The organism is Acinetobacter sp. YH12068_T (assembly GCF_024606005.1).
Lineage (GTDB): Bacteria > Pseudomonadota > Gammaproteobacteria > Pseudomonadales > Moraxellaceae > Acinetobacter > Acinetobacter amyesii.
Map to the genome: position 1 here is coordinate 1397181 of NZ_CP094555.1, position 16970 is coordinate 1414150.

Below are 16970 nucleotides of genomic sequence, written 5' to 3' on the forward strand. Positions count from 1 at the left end.
GATTTTTATGAACATTAATATGCTCATGCAGCAAGCTCAACGCATGCAAAAAGAAGTTGAGAGCAACATTAAAAAAGCCAAGGAAGAGCTTGCACAAGTTGAAGTTCACGCTGAAGCAGGTGGTGGTCTAGTTAAAGTTACTATGACTGCGCGTCATGTGGTGAAACGTATTGAAATCAATCCTGAACTACTTCAAGATGATGCAGATATGATTGAAGATTTAATTGCAGCGGCAATGAATGATGCTTCACGTCAAGCTGAAGTGATTTCAGAAGAAAAACTGAAATCTGCAAACTCGGGTATGGGGCTTCCACCTGGCCTTTCAGGTTTATTCTAAGGAATACGTTAAATGTTTAGTGATCGTTTTGATCAACTTGTACAGGCATTGCGTATTTTGCCAAGCGTTGGGCCAAAGTCGGCTCAACGAATGGCACTGCACTTAATCATGAAAAATAGGGAAGGCGCTGTTGGGCTGGCACATGCCTTGACTGAAGCAACCAACTATATTCATGAATGTTCCATTTGCCATTCATTGACTGAAGATGAGGTATGCAACATATGCGTCTCGTCAGAGCGTGATGATCAACTGCTTTGTGTGGTTGAATCTCCTGCAGATGTCATGGCAATCGAGCAAAGTGGCAGTTTTAGAGGGAAATATCATGTATTGGGTGGGCATTTGTCGCCACTCGATGGTATTGGCCCCGACGAAATTGGTATCCCATATTTAATTCAACGACTAAGTGATGGTAAAGTGCAGGAAGTGATCTTGGCGACCAATGCAACGGTTGAAGGTCAAGCGACAGCACATTATTTGGTTGAAGCGACCAAACATTTACCAATACAAATGACCCGTATTGCACAGGGTGTACCACAGGGTGGTGAGCTTGAATATGTGGATAGTCATACCTTAAGTCAGGCCGTGCATAACCGAATGCGAATGAAGTAACTATAGAGCGAAACTCGTTTCGCTTTGTATAATTTTCACCTAATTATTTATACTTAATAACGATTAAAGTTTTTATTTATAATGAATAAAAAAGCCAAATAAAGAAAATGAGTCACTAAAATAACGTTTTTCCTTATAGATAAATAATATATATCAGTTAATATAAGCTCATAGAGCATCTAAAATTAGACTCAGCAACTTATGTATCAATTCATTCAAAATCAGCCAGATTTAAATTCTGTTTTAAATCTTATGGACCAAAGCTCGATTTACGGACTCGACACCGAGTTTATAAAAGTAGATACCCTGTGGCCCAAACTTGGACTTTTCCAAATTAATGTACAAAATCAGGTGTATTTACTTGATGGTACAACCCTCGATTTAAGCCAATTCTGGCAAAAATTATTTGCAGCTCAGCAAAACATTTTTCATGCATGTAGTGAAGATATCGACCTGATTTATCACTATGCACAGCATAAGTCTTTAGAAAATGTCTTTGATACCCAAGTTGGGATGTCATTTTTAGGGCATGGCTTACAAGTCAGCTATCAAAATGCCTTAAAAACTATGCTCGATGTAGATATAGATAAAGATCAGACACGTTCAGATTGGTTGGCTCGTCCACTCAGTGCCGAGCAATTGAACTATGCAGCGAATGATGTACATTATTTAATGAATTTAAGCCATACGATTCAGAATGAATTGGCTGCGAAAAGTTTATTAAATTGTGTGCTTGAGGACTGCAAAAATTTAACTTATGAAATTGGCACTGAAACGCCGATCCATATGCTGTATCACGATATTGGTAATTATCGACATTCACGTCGACAGCTCATGCAAATTCAGCAATTGGCCGTTTGGCGTGAGCAAATGGTGAAAGCCTTAAATCAGCCACGTAGCTTTATTCTTAAAAACTCAACCATTATTGATATGGTTGAAAAAAATCCAAAAAATAATTTTCAATTGAGTGCGGTGAAAGACATTCGTCCGAACATTGTGCGTGAGCATGGTAAAATTATTTTAGATTTGTTGAAGTTTTTACCTGAACAAGCTGAATGGCCGCTGCGTATGGCACGTCCAATTCGTCACTCTTCTCAGGATATTGGTTCACGCGTCGATACCGTTATTCAGCGTGCAGTACAAGAAACCTCTGTGCCTAAAGAAGTTTTAATGCGCAAAAAATGGTTAAATGCTTTGTATCAGCATGTGGTTTTTCATAATGATGAACAAGATTTACCGAGTTATTTGTTGGGCTGGCGCTATGATTTGCTGACGAAGCCTTTAATTGAAGTGCTGCATGCCGATGAAAGCTATCTTTCTGGTCAAATGAAAGTGATGGAATAAGTTCTGATTGATTAAAGAACTATCACTTATACAAATTCACGACTGATGCGTTAATAAACACTAATGTATCAGTCTTTTTTTTGATGTATCCTTTGCCTTGCGTTTAATGAGTATTGATTCAATTATGTACTGTTCTATCTACAAATCGAGCAAAAAAGATGAAATGTATCTTTATATTGCTCGTCCTGAAGTTAATGAAAACGAAACTGAAGCGACAGATCCGCTTGCAGTAATGCCTGATGCATTACGTACAGCATTTGGTCGTGCCACATTTGTCATGGATCTAGAACTCAGTGAATCACGCAAACTTGCACGTGTGAACGTATTACACGTCATAGATTCTATTGAAACAAAAGGGTTCTTTATTCAAATGCCTCCAGAAGGTTTAATTGACCCAAATGCAGTTGAGCCAGAAGGCTTGCGCGGCGCTTAAGTTAATTCAGGAGTTGTGAAAATGAATGGTGTAGTATCGGTATTGGACTCAATTCCTGAAAGCAGTATTGCAATTACGGTTTACCTAGGTGGGGCTGTAATTGCTTTGTTGTGTTGGTATGGGCTGATGAAGCGCTTACCCAAAACGATCGGTGCCATTGGTTGGCTTATCGTATTTGCTATTTTATTAACACCAACCGTTTCTGAAGGTTCAAATGCAGCGATCGCACCTGCGATTTTTGGTTTGATTTTTGGTGTATTAACAAAAGATCAGCCATTGGTTTGGTTGAATCTATCGCTGATTCTCTTTGTGGTGGGTATTGGTTTAGTCCTTGGTTATTTTTGGACAAAATACAATGCAGCGAAACCACAGCACGTTGTAAACAAGAAAATTTCACCGCTTTAAATAAAAAAATAAGGTTATGTCATGTCTGTTGAAACTCAACAATTTACTGGTACAGATCAATATATTGCGACCGATAGCTTAAAACTTGCAGTAAAAGCTGCACGTTCATTGCAAAAGCCACTTTTGGTTAAAGGTGAGCCGGGGACAGGTAAAACACTTTTAGCCGAACAAGTGGCTGAAAGTTTAGGCCTCAAGCTCATTACTTGGCATATTAAATCGACGACCAAGGCTCAGCAAGGTTTGTACGAGTACGACGCCGTATCTCGTCTGCGTGATAGTCAGTTGGGCGATGACCGTGTTTATGACATCAAAAACTATATTAAGCCGGGTAAACTTTGGGAAGCGTTCACCAGTGAAGAACGTTGTGTACTTCTAATTGACGAGATTGATAAAGCAGATATCGAATTCCCTAATGATTTGCTACACGAACTCGATAAAATGTCATTCTTTGTGTATGAGACGGGTGAAACGATTACGGCAACACAACGTCCAATCGTGATCATTACTTCAAATAATGAAAAAGAACTTCCAGATGCCTTCTTGCGTCGCTGTTTCTTTCATTATATTGAATTCCCTGACGAAGCAACCATGCGTGAAATCATCGATGTACATTTTGAAAATATTTCAAATACCTTGGTCTCTGAAGCACTACAAATCTTCTTTAAATTACGTCAAATTCCGGGTTTAAAGAAACCGCCTTCAACCTCTGAGTTGATTGATTGGTTGAGTTTGCTGATGGCGGATGATATGCCAGAAGATATTTTACGCAACACAGATAAATCAAAATCAATTCCACCGCTTTATGGTGCCTTGATTAAGAACGAACAAGATGTTCAATTGCTTGAGCGTCTAGCATTTATGTCACGTCGTTAATTGATATCAATTCTTTAAAAGATTTAAAAGCCGGTTATCCGGCTTTTATTTTGAGTATTAAAAAATATAAGGGTGAATTATGCAGACAAGCGCATACTTATCTCAAGTACACATAGCTGTACCTAAGAGATTAAAGCCAACTGTGCTTTTGTTGGCTGCGAGCTTGTATTTTTCTAATTTTAGTTATGCAATGGATGATGCTCAGTTTGAACAGCAGCATCAACAGCTACTCCAAGATGCGTATTGGGCGCAACTTGCAGAACATCAACTTAAAGAAAAACTCCTCGATCAATCAGATCATCTCGCAGCTCAAACGGCCATTCAGCAAAAGGCTTGTGCTGCAACTTGAGCTAAAATACTATGATTTTGTGATCTTGAATCTAAGTGACTTTAACCGCTATAGAAACCATCAAGGTTTTCATAAAATCGTATCTATTGAACATTTGCAGCAAGATCGCCTCAATGTTCAGCACAAATATGAAACTCTTAAACAATCGCTTAACAATAGAAATGCGACTTGCGAATAAATCATGCTATATGTGTTTCTTTGGATAGTAGGGCAACGTATATGAACACGCAGAACAAGCTTTTGGCTTTACTTGTAGGGATCAATTTTTCATAATGGTGGATGTAAGGCAAGACTCAGTTGCAGATGAAATAACAAGATCACATGCATTCACACTGGATTTGACCTCCTGATATTTAATTTTTTATTGGATTTTATTCGCCTATGTTTGTGCGATTGTTTTATACCCTTCGAAAATACGGTGTTCCTGTTTCAACTCGTGAATTGATTGACTTGAACCAAGCAGTGGCAGCAGGGCTAGTCTTTGCAGATCAAAATGAATTTTATCAGCTTGCAAAAACCGTCATGGTCAAAGATGAGCGTTACTTTGATAAGTTCGACCGTGCAATGAAAGATTATTTTGACGGTATTGCTACCTTTGATTTAGATGAGCTATTAAATCAGGTGCATAAACTGCCAAAGGATTGGTTTGATCTAGAGCTCATCGAAAAGCATTTGACACCAGAACAACGAGAAGAACTAAAAAAAGCTGGATCATTAGAAGAACTGATGAAAATGCTTGAAGAGCGTTTGCGCGAGCAGCATAAAAAGCATCAAGGTGGTAATCGGATGATAGGTACGGGCGGTACCTCGCCCTTTGGTGCCTATGGTGACCATCCTGAAGGTGTGCGTATCGGTGGGCCTGGTCGTAAACGATCTGCGGTGAAAGTGTGGGAACAACGACAATACCGAAACCTAGATGATGAGCAGATTCTCGGAAGTCGTCAGATGCAGATGGCTTTGCGTCGTTTGCGTAAATTTGCCCGCCAAGGTGCAGCAGAAGAGCTAGATATCGACGGAACCATTCGTGAAACAGCCAAACAAGGAATTTTGGATGTGCAGTTGGTTCCTGAACGACGTAACAGCATTAAAGTCTTGATGCTGTTTGATGTTGGGGGCTCGATGGATTCACATATTGCCCAATGTGAGAAGCTCTTTACCGCGGCTAAAACTGAATTTAAAACCTTAGAGTATTTCTATTTCCATAACTGTTTATATGACTATGTGTGGAAAGATAATATTCGCCGTTCAAGCACGCGTATGAATACTTGGGATCTATTCAATACCTATGGGCGAGATTACCGCGTCATCGTGGTCGGTGATGCAAGTATGGCACCGTATGAGTTGAACTCTGTAGGTGGTTCTGTGGAGTATATGAATGATGAAGCGGGTCAGGTGTGGTTACAGCGCTTACGCAATCATTTTGATAAAACAGCATGGTTAAACCCCGAAGAAGAAAGTTATTGGCATTACACCCAAACCATAGCTGCGATAAAACACATCTTTGAAGATCATATGTTCCCGATGACTCTAAAAGGTGTGGAAGATATGACGAAATATTTAGCGCGCTAAAGCTTTAAAAAACGATACTTTTTCTTATCAATGATGTTTATATTACTTACACCAATTTTGCATTGTTTCTTATTTTCAAAATTGGATAGTATTTAAAAGTCTTTGTTTTGCATACAACATGAAGGAAATATGATGGATCATCAAATTAATGGTATCGCATTACCTAATGAAGAAGGTTTCTTCGGTGAATACGGTGGGCAGTTCATTCCACCAGATTTAAAACAGGCAATGGATGACATTAATGTTGCTTATGAGCAAATTCGTCATACAGAAGAATTTCAAAATGAATTGAAAGAGTTGTTTGCGCACTATGTTGGACGTCCAAGCCCATTGTTTTATGCGAAGCGCTTGTCTGACAAATTAGGTGGTGCACAAATCTACCTCAAGCGTGAAGACCTCAACCATACTGGCGCGCATAAAATTAACCACTGCCTTGGCGAAGCCTTATTAGCAAAATACATGGGTAAAACCAAAGTGATTGCTGAAACCGGCGCAGGTCAGCATGGTGTAGCATTGGCAACGGCTTGTGCCTTAGTGGGCATTCCATGTGAAATTCACATGGGGCAAGTGGATATTGAAAAAGAACATCCAAACGTAGTGAAAATGAAGATTTTAGGTGCCAACCTAATCTCTGTCACTCGTGGGACAGCTACGCTTAAAGATGCAGTAGATAGCGCTTTTGAAGAATACTTAAAAGATCCAACCAATTTTATTTATGCGATTGGTTCAGTGGTTGGCCCACACCCATTCCCGAAAATGGTTCGTGACTTCCAGTCAATTATTGGTGATGAAATTAAAGTTCAAGCCAATGATCGATTTGGTGCAAATCCTGACTATGTCGTTGCATGCGTGGGTGGTGGATCCAATGCTGTTGGTGCATTTACAGCATTCCTGAATGACTCCGATGTAAAACTTGTAGGCGTAGAGCCTGCAGGTCATGGTTTAAATACCAATATGCATTCTGCAACATTGACACTGGGTAAGCCAAGTCAAATTCATGGCATGGCATGTTATGTCCTTGAAGATGAACAGGGTGAACCATTACCAGTGCATTCAATTGCATCGGGTTTGGATTATCCAGGAGTGGGGCCACAACATAGCTTGTTAAAAGACCTAGGCCGTGTTGAATATACAACAGCGACAGACCAAGAATGTTTAGATGCATTTATAGCGCTTTCACGTGTGGAAGGTATTGTTCCTGCACTAGAAAGTTCACATGCGGTTGCTTGGGCAATTCGTGAAGCACCAAAACTTGCCAAAGATGTGAAGATTGTGGTTAACGTTTCAGGCCGTGGCGATAAAGACTCAGACTATGTGGCTGAAAAATTAGGTTTAAATTAATTACTGCCATTAAAAAAGACTAAGCTGCTCATCATCTGTTGATGGTGCAAAAATCTTTTGCAGTTGTATAGGCCGATCTATATTCGAAGTATCCCAGTTTTTAACTGGGATATTTTTTTTGACATAATTTTTATAAAAAGTGTGGTTAACGCTTGATGTAATTGGAATTAACTCTGGATGTAGCGCATAAATAATTGCCTTTGCATCTAAAATTTCAGCGACAGCAGAAGCAATCTCAAAATTGATCGTACGTCGGTGGTATTGCAGCAGCTCATTGTCTTTCATCGATAACATTAAGCGTTCTAATTCTAAAATGATGGCATCTAGTTGGTCTAATTTATCTAAAGCGGATTCAAACATAAGAATGGAAATTGAGAAAAGTAATTAATTTGTAATGTGTATGCCATTACAAAATGTGAGTTATATAAATTATTGATATTTGGAATTCCCCCTTAAAGCTTATCAAGGGGGGATTTTTGAGTTTAGCCAGAAATATATTGTTGAAGTTGTTCGATCAGTTTGCGTTGATCATCCATTGCTGCTTTTACAAGGTCGCCGATGGAGATTAAGCCGGTTAATTTCTGTTCCTCAACGACAGGTAAATGACGTAAATGGCGATCTGTCATGAGTTCTAAACATTCTTCGACAGTCGCTGCACTTGTCACGGTGATTACGCTCCCAGTCATAATTTCGCTGACAGAGGTATCGAAAGATGTTCTTTCCATCAGGGCGATTTTACGTGTGTAATCACGCTCAGACAAAATCCCAACAACTGTGCCTTCATGGGTCACAACGAGGGCACCAATGCCTTTTTGTGCCATCAGGGAAATGGCTTCGAGTACAGTCGCATCTGGGGTGATGGTGTAGATTTCTTGATAAGCTTTGTCTCTAAGTACTTGGGCAACTGTAGTCATATTTTCATTCCTTTATAGTAGTTTTTGTTTAATTTAAATTAGCGCGAAATTTGAAAAAAGCAAATACTTTTCAGTGCATGCAGAGGTCAAACATGCACTGAGGGTTTTATGCCATTTGAATCTTATCTTGGTTAAAAAAGAATAAACGCATTTGTGAGGTTGTGAGCTTGAGACGGATGTGACTTGAGCTATGCAACGCAGGGATGACCTTAAGGCGTGTCAATGTCGGTAATAGCGATGCCTCAAAATCTTCTGGTGTAATGCGTCGTGGAGTGTAGTTGGGCCAATGCTTTTTGGCATATTTATGCGCTTGAATGCCATTTAGCCAAAACGGGAAGATAATATGATCTTGATCGCTGGTCATTGCCCAACCTTGTTGGTGGTAGAGACCCCAAAGGACTCCACAGTACATCATGGTTTTTAAAATACTAATTTTGAAAAATAAATCTTTTGGAATAGGTTTATATTGCTTTAATTTAGACATCATATGCAGCGTGTTGTTGATGTTGCTCCTATTGTAGGAAATTCTTATGAAAAAGCTGTGTAAGCTTTGAACTTGATTGTAAGAATTTATGTAGTCAAAAGTTGAAGGGTGTAAAAAACGCCACCTTAGTGACGTTTTGTTATGCTTGCAAGGTGGCCATGTTCTGCCAATATTGCGCTTTGAGTGAGTCACGTTCTACGCGGAAGCCTTGATAATAAAGTTCAGCCAAAAATAACGCTGCTTTACCATGTCCAGCACGAGCTGCATCTTCCAATTCATGAACTGCATCGCTGAAGTTCATTTGAGATTGAATTGTGTTTACCGCATTTGCGTATACATGTTCGAGTTCATGTTGAGAGAATTGTTGAATCATATTTAACTCCTTATTCTAATTATGATCATTAAGGGCCCATTCTTTAGCCCTATTAACTAATTTAACTAAGTATTATTAAACTAATATTACAATTATCTTGAATTGTCAACTATTCACGTAAATATTTCTAATTTGCTATAGTTTACATGATTAAACAATGGACAATTGTTTTCGTGAGTAAAATACTATCATAAGAAGTTGTAGATAATAAGGAGAAGTAAATGACAAGAGTTTTAGACGGTTTAACTTTAGATTATCCTCCGACATTAGCGCAAATTGTGGAGTTGGCACATCTACATCGTCGCAATCTTGATGAAGCAATTTTTCATCAAGAAATTCATTTAGGGGATTTTGGTTTGGCACAGCGCAAACGTGTATATGATTTCACACGGGATTTAGATAAGGCACAGCGCTTAGAATTTTACAATGCATATAATGGCGAATTACTCAAAATCGCCGATGATGATGATTTACATCCTGCGCATGCAGAGGGTGGAATGAGTATTTTTGCAGTATTTATCGTTTTGGCGATTATTGCATTGATTCTTTATTTTGCGGTGATACGTACCATTATTCATTAAATTGTTTAGCTAACTCACAGACTGAAACAGTGGACTGATGCAGTTTTAAGCGCTGTGACTTGAACTTCTTGAACGTCAGCCATACACTACTTTGAACCTGAGGTAGTGTATGACTATTGATTTAGAAAAAATTATTCAATTCAAATCTAAAATACAGCTCGAGCAAATTTATAATATCTTTGTTTCAGTCATGATCGTGGTGATTTTGGTATTGGCTGTGATTGCCTTATATCGTCCTATTTCTGTACAGCAATACCAAAACGTGTCACGACTTGCGTTGCAGCAAAGTTATCCTGAAACACAGGAAATGGCGATGCTGCTGAGACAGCAAGATCACATTCGTGTGGGTGCTTATCTTAAATTGATGCATGCTTATCAGATGGAGTCTGTACGGGCACATCAACTTCCGGCTTTGGCAGAGGAACAGCTTTAGTTGTAGGGATTATCTTGGTTGGAGCTGCTTGTACATTCTTCTCCAATATCTGCTGTACTTCATTTTTATCTAAGGTTTTGCTCACCACAATCACCGTCATATTTTCAGGGTTCATGTAAGTACGAACCGCATTTTGTACATCAGCTACAGTTATTTTTTCCAATAATTTTGGGTACTGGGTCAAATAATCTGGATCTTGATGATAAAAGCCCAATAGACCAAGCTGTGCATTGATCGTTGCATTACTGCTGTAATTATTCGGAAAAGCACGCAGCATGCCTGCTTTGGTTTCTTCCATTTGTCTTTGATCAATAGGCATTTTGACAAAATCATTAAAAGCCTTATGTGCCACTTGAATACTATCTATCAGCTGATCTTGACGTGTTCCATAGCTAAAGCTAAAAATACCGGGTGCTTGGCTAAAGCTAAATGCACTATAGGCACCATAAGTATAGCCACGTTTAACGCGAAGCTCTTGCATGAGGACCGAGTTAAAACCTCCACCACCAAACATTCGATTAGCTACTTCTAGGGCTAATCGATCTTTGTTATCACGTGTCGTTCCTAAATGTCCAAACATGACGTTGGCTTGGGTGGAATTGTAGGGAAGATGGATGATATCAAACCCTTGTTTTTCTTCTGGTTGTGCAAGTGCCTTAGCTTTTTCACCTTGGTTTAAGTTTCCGGAAATACGTTCTGCAAGGTTTTGTGCTTCTTTTTTGCTGAGTTTGCCTGTAATGGCAATATTCATGTTTTGAGCAACTAAAAATTGATTACGAAACTTCTTTAAAATGTCAGGGGTGATTTTTTTGATACTGCCATTGGTTCCAGTAATCGGTTCTGCATATGGGTGTGTGCCGTATACAGCCCTATAGAAACGAATATTCATTAAGCGACTTGGGCTTTCTTGGAGTTGTTTCTGACCAGCTTGGTTATTGCTGAGTGCTAAGTTGAGAATGGAGTTTTTAAAAGTCGCATTTTTAATCACATCCATCATCATACTTAAAGCAGGTTCTAATTTTTTAGGGTCTGACAATACGCGTAGCCGAACGACAAACATATCTCGATGTGCTTGTACGCTAAATTGAGCACCTGTTTGGTCAAAAACCGAGGCAATTTGCGTTGCATTGTATTTTTCTGTGCCTTCATCGATTAAACGTGCAGCCATGTTGGCAACACCATACAAGCCTTTTCCGACTTCTTCATCACGAGCAGAACCTGCATTAAAGGTCAGTTGAATATCCACCATAGGTAGATCTTGTGATTCAACAAACAGGCTATTCACACCATTTTGGTTTTTCAGCACTTGAACAAGTGGAGCACGATAGTCTTTATCAATCTGTAAATTCTTTAAACTTTGCAGCATTGGAATAGATTGTAATTGGCTCGGATTATCGTTGAGGTCAGGAACATTTTCCGTATAAGTTTCTGCATGGAGGATTGAGCCAAACGCAGTGAGTAAGCTTAGGGATAAAATTTTCGTAATAGTCATCACTAATCCTTACAAGACGCTTTCTGTGTTTTGGGTTGAGCTGATTTGTTGCTCTGGAATAACAACTTCCGTTTGAGCGGATTTTACTGTTTGATCTGTTTTATTTGAGGTTGTTGGAACCTCCGTCTGTTCTGGAAGTAGATACATGGTGCTTAAATTTTCTCGGACAAAATACGCATTTGCGACACGTTGAATATCCTGTGCGCTGACGTTTTCATATAGTTTTGGTAATTCGTCCATTAGCCTGAAACTGAGTCCATTGACTTCTAAGTTGCCGATTGTCTTGGCTTGGCTGCTGATGTCATCTTGGTTATAGATTAAATTGGAGACAAAACGTGTGGTGATACGTTCAACTTCAGGTGTTTTGACTAATTCTGTTTTTAAAGTGTCGATTTCATCTTGTATGGCTTTTTGCGCTTGTTCCATTTTGATTCCATCGGCAGGGAGTGCTGAAATAGTAAACAAGCTGTCTCCACGATTGTATGGATCATAAGAAACGCTTACAGCCGTGAGTAATTTTCTATCTCGTACCAGTTTGTCTTGTAGGCGAGATGAGATCCCACTGTCAAAAATATTGCGAATAATATTGAGTGCATAAGCATCTTGTGGGTTTTTGGCGGTAGCCAGTGAGCGTACATTCCACGCCATATACAAATTGGGCACTTGTACGGGTAAATTTAGTTCCATATGACGATAGCCCACACGCTCGAATTCCCTCACATCGTTACGATCAGGTGTTTTGCGTGATGGAATATCACCAAAGTATTTTTGAACTTGACGAATGGCTGCTTCGGCATCGACATCACCGACAATCACCAAAATGGCGTTGTTTGGGGTATACCAATCTTTATACCATTGTTTTAAATCTGCTAATTTGATGTTTTGCAGATTTTTCATATGTCCAATGACGGGTTGACGATAGTGACTGGTTGGATAAGAAATCCATTTGAAACGTTCATAAGCCAAAGAACGAGGGTTGTCATCTGTGCGCTGTCGGCGTTCTTCCATAACCACTTTAATTTCAGGGTCGAAATCTTGTTGTTGTAATCGTAAATTACTCATACGATCCGCTTCGAGCTCCAGCGCCATAGGAAAATAGGCTTTTGGATACAACTGATAATAATTGGTGTAATTGGTAAAGGTTGCAGCGTTGATGCTGCCGCCATAGATACGGCTGAGACGTGTAAATTCATCATTAGGAACTTTGGTGGTTCCTTTAAACATCATATGTTCGAGCGCGTGGGAGATCCCTAATAGATTGCCCGACTCATCACTACTACCCACACGGTACCAAATATGGGTCATTACCATCGGCGCACGGTGGTCTTCACGGATAATGACCTTTAAACCATTTTTAAGCGTGGTTTCAAAGGTGCTACGTGTTAATTGGGTACGTGTGTCTGCATGTAGATTGGGTGCAGACCAAAGGCAACTGCTGATGACACAGATAGGAAGCGCAGAGCGAAATAAAGTTTTAAAAAAATAAGGAGAAAATCTGTTTTTATGGGACACAAAGGAATCCATTAAAATGCATTTTATAGCTATCTAGTTTTCCTAAAGTTAATTTTGATTGCAAGTTCAACATGTTGTTTTTTAGTGTGCTTCGCTCTGACGGGCGTGTATCGACTCAATTTAAGATAACTTATGATAGAATCGGTTTTTTTAACGCAGTGCTTTTCAAGGATTCGGCATGCAACAGCAATCTCATGGGCAGAATAAATTTTTGATTGATGCTGATATCGGTGATGACGATGTCACGCTACCGAGTTTACCTGCGGTAAATGTGCCGATTATCGAGACACCGAAAGTACAGCAAGAAGTTGCTGCACCATTACAAGAAACAGAGTCAGAAACTGAAGACTCGAAGGTGAAAGGCGGCTTCTTTAGTCGTATGAAAGAAGGTCTAGCAAAGTCACGTAAGAACTTGGCAGACGGCATGGTGAATATCCTGATCGGTGGAAAGGAAATTGACGATGAACTTTTAGAGGAAGTTGAAGAGCAACTTTTGGTTGCTGACATTGGTGTCGATGCAACCAAAACGATTATTGCGAACTTAACTGAACGTACTGAACGTGGCGATTTAATTTACTCGCACTCTTTATATAAAGCGCTTCAAGAAGAACTGGTGGCATTACTTGCACCACGTGTTAAACCGCTACATATCGACAGCAATAAAAATCCGTATGTGATTTTGGTTGTTGGTGTAAATGGTGTGGGTAAAACCACCACGATTGGTAAATTAGCGAAACGCTTACAAGGTGAAGGTAAAAAAGTAATGTTGGCTGCTGGTGATACATTCCGTGCAGCAGCCACAGAGCAATTACAAATTTGGGGCGAACGCAATAATATTGCCGTTGTAGCTCAAGGTCATGGTGCAGATTCTGCATCTGTTATTTTTGATGCATTTGAAAGTGCTCGTGCAAAAGGCGTAGATGTACTGATTGCAGACACCGCAGGTCGTTTACATAACAAAGGACATCTAATGCAAGAGTTGTCTAAAGTAAAACGTGTAATGCAAAAAATTGATGCTACAGCTCCGCATGAAGTGATGTTAGTGGTAGATGCAGGCACAGGTCAAAATGCCATTAACCAAGTTGAAATGTTTGATGAGGCAGTAGGGCTTACAGGTCTAACCATTACTAAGCTTGATGGTACAGCAAAAGGTGGTGTGTTATTCAATATTGCAAGCCGTACCCATGTGCCAATTCGTTTTATTGGTGTAGGTGAGAAAATTGATGACTTGCGTCCATTCTCAGCAAAATCATTTGTCGCAGCATTATTTGAAACTGATAAATAAAATGCGTTAAATGTCACATAAACTCCGCAAAATGCGGAGTTTTTTGTTTTTAAGATTACTGATTGATTTAAAAAGCAACATGTGAATAAATCATAATCAAAATTCAGCCTAATAAACCCTTAGAATAAGTAAGGAATTGTTGTTTATATATAAAAATTGCTTTGGGGTGTTTAGGGTGGCGTTACTCGATAAAATTGGTCATGTATTGACTGCGGATATCACTAAAGATTTTAAATTAAAAAAGAAAAATACTGACCAAGAAGTAGAAGCGTCATTTGTCGACCAACTAAAGAAACGTCGCAGTATTTACGAGCTTGGAAAGAAGGTACATTATAGTCAGGCTTATTTGGCTGAACTGATTCAAGAGTCTGTAAGAAGTTGTCCATCTGCATATAATTCGCAAAGTACACGTATTGTGGTTTTATTTGGTGAATCTCATCAAAAATTTTGGGACATAGTAAAAGACGTACAACGCAAGAATGTTGCGAGTTATATTTTTGAGGGCGTGGCGCTCAAAATAGATCAATGTGCAGCTGGCCTAGGAACTGTGCTTTTCTATGAAGATCAAGCTGTGATTCAACAATTACAAAAGAAAGTGCCATTAAGTGCAGAAGATTTTCCAGTGTGGTCGGAGCAAACGTCTGGCATGGCCCAATTCGCAGTATGGACTTCGATCGCAGATGCAGGTCTAGGCGCATGTTTACAGCACTATAATCCACACATTGATTATGCTGTTGCCGAACACTTTGATATTTCACAACAATGGCTGCTACGTGCGCAGTTGGTCTTTGGTTCAATTGAAGGCCAAGCGCCTGAACGCTTAGAACTAGAAGATCAAGATCAGTTTAGAATTTATGAGTAATTTCTATGTTCTGTATGTTGCTTTGATTTCTGCCGTACTAAAGACAGTGAAACCAAAATCTGAATGTAAGTGGGTTGTAGGTATTTAGATGCTTGCAACTGATTGTTCTAGAAATAAGACACAATGTTGTAAATATAGTCATGCAACTGTTAAAAACATCACCTATTATAAATCTCAACTTAGTCAGCTAATTGAAAATAAAAAGAGGTCTTGTAATGTCATTCTTGAATCAAATCGAACAACGTCGCACAATCTATTCTATTGGTAATAACGTGAGTTTATCGCAAGATGAAATTGAGCAAACCATTAAAAATGCTGTACGTTTAAGTCCGTCATCATTTAACTCTCAAACGTCTCGTGTCGTTATTCTGTTTGGTGATGCACATCAAAAATTCTGGAATATCGTACGTGAAACTTTACGTAAAATTGTACCTGCAGATGCATTTGAAGGAACCAATGGCAAGATTAATAGTTTTGCAGCAGGTTTTGGTACAGCATTATTTTATGAAGATCAGGCTGTAGTAAAAGCTCTCCAAGAACAATTTGCACTTTATGCAGATAATTTCCCAGTATGGTCTGAACACTCAACGGCGATTGCTCAATTTGCTACTTGGACTGCTTTGGCTGAAAAAAATATTGGTGCGTCATTACAACATTACAATCCAATTGTTGATGCTGAAACAGCTGCGGCATTTGATGTGCCAGATCAATGGAAACTACGTGCACAACTTGTTTTCGGTTCGATTGAAGCACCTGCAGGTGAAAAAACCTTTATTGCAGATGAAGAACGATTCAAAACATTCAAGTAATGATGGTGTGATGAATTAAAAAGGATGCTTTGAGCATCCTTTTTTTATATGCAAAATTCTTGAATGAATATCAAAATAATGTCTTGAAACAAAATATACAGTGATTGTTAGATGTCATAAGATTGTCACATATGCATTGCATAGTGCATTCGAAACTAAATAATTGATAAAGAGTGATAATGATGACTTTAAGATTAACTGTTGCTGCTGCAGCGCTGATGTTAAGTAGTGCCGGATTTGCAGCTGTAACTTTGACTGTTCCGGAAGAAATTAAAATAGTTGCAGTTAATGATCAAGAAGTTACTGGTGGTTTATTTCGATCTACGGAGAAGTATAAGCTAGATGCAGGTGAAAACCTATTAACGGTACGTTATAGTGAATTTTTTCAACATGCTGATAATTCACACGATATTTTAAAGTCAGGTGTTGCCGCTATTCGTACTCCAGCACTGATTGATGGTCAAGAGTATCGTTTGGGTCTAGTCAATGCACCAAAAGATTTTGATGCTGCGCAAAAATATAAAGACCAACCGATATTTGGTTTGTATGACAAATCTAATCAATTACTAGTTCAGCAAGCGGGGGCAAAGAAAGAACAAAAATCGATTTTCTCCAATGGTGTATTGGGTAATGCTGTAGATTTTACGAAGAAAGAAGCTGTGCCAGAAAATCAACCGGCACCTGTTTATGCACAATCCGTAGCAGTAAAGCCAACGAATGTAGTATCTCCTGTAGCGGCTTCGAAAAATGTGACTATTAATGAAAATGGGGCAGATCAACAATTAATTCAGCTTTGGCAGAAGGCTAGTAAAGCTGAACGACAAAAATTCATGAGTTGGTTGGCTGAGCAAGCAAACTAAAGCCACTTTCATAACTTCATTAGTATTCTTATAATTCGAAAAGTCCGTTGAATTACGGGCTTTTTAGATTGAAGAATATAAAAATCACCAAGAATTATAAAATTC

20 protein-coding genes and 1 pseudogene are annotated in these 16970 nt (G+C 39.1%); 15 read left to right on the forward strand and 6 right to left on the reverse strand.

The features are described 5' to 3' along the window. The first annotated feature begins 7 nt into the window (after positions 1-7). The 9 genes from MST18_RS06795 (at position 8) to trpB (ending at position 7260) form a co-directional block, all read left to right on the forward strand. On the forward strand, positions 8-337 hold the full coding sequence (locus MST18_RS06795) for a YbaB/EbfC family nucleoid-associated protein (protein WP_078188506.1): 330 nt from the start codon (positions 8-10) through the stop codon (positions 335-337). Between the two features lie 12 nt (positions 338-349). Then, a complete protein-coding gene (gene recR / locus MST18_RS06800; RefSeq protein ID WP_078188505.1) occupies positions 350-946 on the forward strand; it encodes a recombination mediator RecR in 597 nt (198 codons plus the stop codon). Between the two features lie 201 nt (positions 947-1147). Further along, on the forward strand, positions 1148-2290 hold the full coding sequence (locus MST18_RS06805; protein WP_180090227.1) for an HRDC domain-containing protein: 1143 nt from the start codon (positions 1148-1150) through the stop codon (positions 2288-2290). Positions 2291-2414: 124 nt separating this feature from the next. Further along, complete coding sequence (locus MST18_RS06810) at positions 2415-2723, forward strand: YcgL domain-containing protein (protein ID WP_180011296.1); 309 nt, start codon at positions 2415-2417, stop codon at positions 2721-2723. A gap of 21 nt (positions 2724-2744) precedes the next feature. Beyond that, the gene (locus MST18_RS06815; RefSeq protein WP_078193907.1) at positions 2745-3128 is read left to right on the forward strand and encodes a hypothetical protein; all 384 of its coding nucleotides are present in this window, start codon (positions 2745-2747) and stop codon (positions 3126-3128) included. Between the two features lie 21 nt (positions 3129-3149). Continuing rightward, positions 3150-4001: a MoxR family ATPase gene (locus MST18_RS06820; RefSeq protein ID WP_180011248.1), complete on the forward strand. Its 852-nt coding sequence runs from the start codon at positions 3150-3152 to the stop codon at positions 3999-4001. 79 nt (positions 4002-4080) lie between these two features. After that, positions 4081-4350 (forward strand): hypothetical protein, encoded by a 270-nt coding sequence (locus MST18_RS06825; protein WP_180133182.1) that lies wholly within the window; start codon positions 4081-4083, stop codon positions 4348-4350. Positions 4351-4731: 381 nt separating this feature from the next. Beyond that, entirely contained in the window at positions 4732-5919 is a 1188-nt protein-coding gene (locus MST18_RS06830; RefSeq protein WP_180133183.1) for a VWA domain-containing protein, read from the forward strand. A 132-nt stretch (positions 5920-6051) separates the two neighbouring features. Beyond that, on the forward strand, positions 6052-7260 hold the full coding sequence (trpB, locus tag MST18_RS06835; protein ID WP_180133185.1) for a tryptophan synthase subunit beta: 1209 nt from the start codon (positions 6052-6054) through the stop codon (positions 7258-7260). A 9-nt stretch (positions 7261-7269) separates the two neighbouring features. Here trpB and MST18_RS06840 read toward each other — a convergent pair whose 3' ends face one another. The 4 genes from MST18_RS06840 to MST18_RS06855 all read right to left on the reverse strand — a co-directional run bounded on the left by MST18_RS06840 (position 7270) and on the right by MST18_RS06855 (position 9031). After that, complete coding sequence (locus tag MST18_RS06840) at positions 7270-7620, reverse strand: hypothetical protein (RefSeq protein WP_180133187.1); 351 nt, start codon at positions 7618-7620, stop codon at positions 7270-7272. A 122-nt stretch (positions 7621-7742) separates the two neighbouring features. After that, a complete protein-coding gene (locus MST18_RS06845) occupies positions 7743-8174 on the reverse strand; it encodes a CBS domain-containing protein (RefSeq protein ID WP_111884938.1) in 432 nt (143 codons plus the stop codon). 106 nt (positions 8175-8280) lie between these two features. Beyond that, positions 8281-8658, reverse strand: coding sequence for a DUF2750 domain-containing protein (locus tag MST18_RS06850; protein WP_078188495.1), 378 nt, complete (start codon positions 8656-8658; stop codon positions 8281-8283). Positions 8659-8797: 139 nt separating this feature from the next. After that, complete coding sequence (locus MST18_RS06855) at positions 8798-9031, reverse strand: hypothetical protein (protein WP_078188494.1); 234 nt, start codon at positions 9029-9031, stop codon at positions 8798-8800. A gap of 221 nt (positions 9032-9252) precedes the next feature. On the opposite strand from MST18_RS06855, the gene MST18_RS06860 reads away from it, so the two are divergent. Together MST18_RS06860 and MST18_RS06865 are read left to right on the forward strand one after the other, a co-directional pair. Then, a complete protein-coding gene (locus MST18_RS06860) occupies positions 9253-9612 on the forward strand; it encodes a hypothetical protein (RefSeq protein WP_111884936.1) in 360 nt (119 codons plus the stop codon). A gap of 109 nt (positions 9613-9721) precedes the next feature. Next, a complete protein-coding gene (locus MST18_RS06865) occupies positions 9722-10045 on the forward strand; it encodes a hypothetical protein (RefSeq protein ID WP_180065596.1) in 324 nt (107 codons plus the stop codon). Here MST18_RS06865 and MST18_RS06870 read toward each other — a convergent pair. Together MST18_RS06870 and MST18_RS06875 are read right to left on the reverse strand one after the other, a co-directional pair. Continuing rightward, positions 9969-11537 carry a pitrilysin family protein gene (locus MST18_RS06870; RefSeq protein ID WP_180133188.1) on the reverse strand — a complete coding sequence of 523 codons (1569 nt, stop codon included), beginning with the start codon at positions 11535-11537 and terminating at the stop codon, positions 9969-9971. The genes MST18_RS06865 and MST18_RS06870 overlap by 77 nt on opposite strands. 126 nt (positions 11538-11663) lie before the next feature. Then, positions 11664-12977, reverse strand: a pseudogene (locus MST18_RS06875) (M16 family metallopeptidase); the annotation flags it as partial. A gap of 250 nt (positions 12978-13227) precedes the next feature. Between MST18_RS06875 and ftsY the strand changes: the two are divergent. The 4 genes from ftsY (at position 13228) to MST18_RS06895 (ending at position 16865) form a co-directional block, all read left to right on the forward strand. Then, on the forward strand, positions 13228-14334 hold the full coding sequence (gene ftsY / locus MST18_RS06880; protein ID WP_180007272.1) for a signal recognition particle-docking protein FtsY: 1107 nt from the start codon (positions 13228-13230) through the stop codon (positions 14332-14334). A gap of 175 nt (positions 14335-14509) precedes the next feature. Next, positions 14510-15196, forward strand: coding sequence for a nitroreductase family protein (locus MST18_RS06885; RefSeq protein ID WP_180133191.1), 687 nt, complete (start codon positions 14510-14512; stop codon positions 15194-15196). Between the two features lie 215 nt (positions 15197-15411). Continuing rightward, positions 15412-16005, forward strand: coding sequence for a nitroreductase family protein (locus tag MST18_RS06890; protein ID WP_180007270.1), 594 nt, complete (start codon positions 15412-15414; stop codon positions 16003-16005). Positions 16006-16187: 182 nt separating this feature from the next. After that, a complete protein-coding gene (locus tag MST18_RS06895) occupies positions 16188-16865 on the forward strand; it encodes a DUF2057 domain-containing protein (protein WP_180133200.1) in 678 nt (225 codons plus the stop codon). Positions 16866-16970 lie beyond the last annotated feature (105 nt).

Bases quoted from the DNA above. Each gene is read 5' to 3' on its own strand.
- MST18_RS06795 (WP_078188506.1), top strand. From the start codon at position 8: ATGAACATTAATATGCTCATGCAGCAAGCTCAACGCATGCAAAAAGAA.
- recR (WP_078188505.1), top strand. From the start codon at position 350: ATGTTTAGTGATCGTTTTGATCAACTTGTACAGGCATTGCGTATTTTG.
- MST18_RS06805 (WP_180090227.1), top strand. From the start codon at position 1,148: ATGTATCAATTCATTCAAAATCAGCCAGATTTAAATTCTGTTTTAAAT.
- MST18_RS06810 (WP_180011296.1), top strand. From the start codon at position 2,415: ATGTACTGTTCTATCTACAAATCGAGCAAAAAAGATGAAATGTATCTT.
- MST18_RS06815 (WP_078193907.1), top strand. From the start codon at position 2,745: ATGAATGGTGTAGTATCGGTATTGGACTCAATTCCTGAAAGCAGTATT.
- MST18_RS06820 (WP_180011248.1), top strand. From the start codon at position 3,150: ATGTCTGTTGAAACTCAACAATTTACTGGTACAGATCAATATATTGCG.
- MST18_RS06825 (WP_180133182.1), top strand. From the start codon at position 4,081: ATGCAGACAAGCGCATACTTATCTCAAGTACACATAGCTGTACCTAAG.
- MST18_RS06830 (WP_180133183.1), top strand. From the start codon at position 4,732: ATGTTTGTGCGATTGTTTTATACCCTTCGAAAATACGGTGTTCCTGTT.
- trpB (WP_180133185.1), top strand. From the start codon at position 6,052: ATGGATCATCAAATTAATGGTATCGCATTACCTAATGAAGAAGGTTTC.
- MST18_RS06840 (WP_180133187.1), bottom strand. From the start codon at position 7,620: ATGTTTGAATCCGCTTTAGATAAATTAGACCAACTAGATGCCATCATT.
- MST18_RS06845 (WP_111884938.1), bottom strand. From the start codon at position 8,174: ATGACTACAGTTGCCCAAGTACTTAGAGACAAAGCTTATCAAGAAATC.
- MST18_RS06850 (WP_078188495.1), bottom strand. From the start codon at position 8,658: ATGTCTAAATTAAAGCAATATAAACCTATTCCAAAAGATTTATTTTTC.
- MST18_RS06855 (WP_078188494.1), bottom strand. From the start codon at position 9,031: ATGATTCAACAATTCTCTCAACATGAACTCGAACATGTATACGCAAAT.
- MST18_RS06860 (WP_111884936.1), top strand. From the start codon at position 9,253: ATGACAAGAGTTTTAGACGGTTTAACTTTAGATTATCCTCCGACATTA.
- MST18_RS06865 (WP_180065596.1), top strand. From the start codon at position 9,722: ATGACTATTGATTTAGAAAAAATTATTCAATTCAAATCTAAAATACAG.
- MST18_RS06870 (WP_180133188.1), bottom strand. From the start codon at position 11,537: ATGACTATTACGAAAATTTTATCCCTAAGCTTACTCACTGCGTTTGGC.
- ftsY (WP_180007272.1), top strand. From the start codon at position 13,228: ATGCAACAGCAATCTCATGGGCAGAATAAATTTTTGATTGATGCTGAT.
- MST18_RS06890 (WP_180007270.1), top strand. From the start codon at position 15,412: ATGTCATTCTTGAATCAAATCGAACAACGTCGCACAATCTATTCTATT.
- MST18_RS06895 (WP_180133200.1), top strand. From the start codon at position 16,188: ATGACTTTAAGATTAACTGTTGCTGCTGCAGCGCTGATGTTAAGTAGT.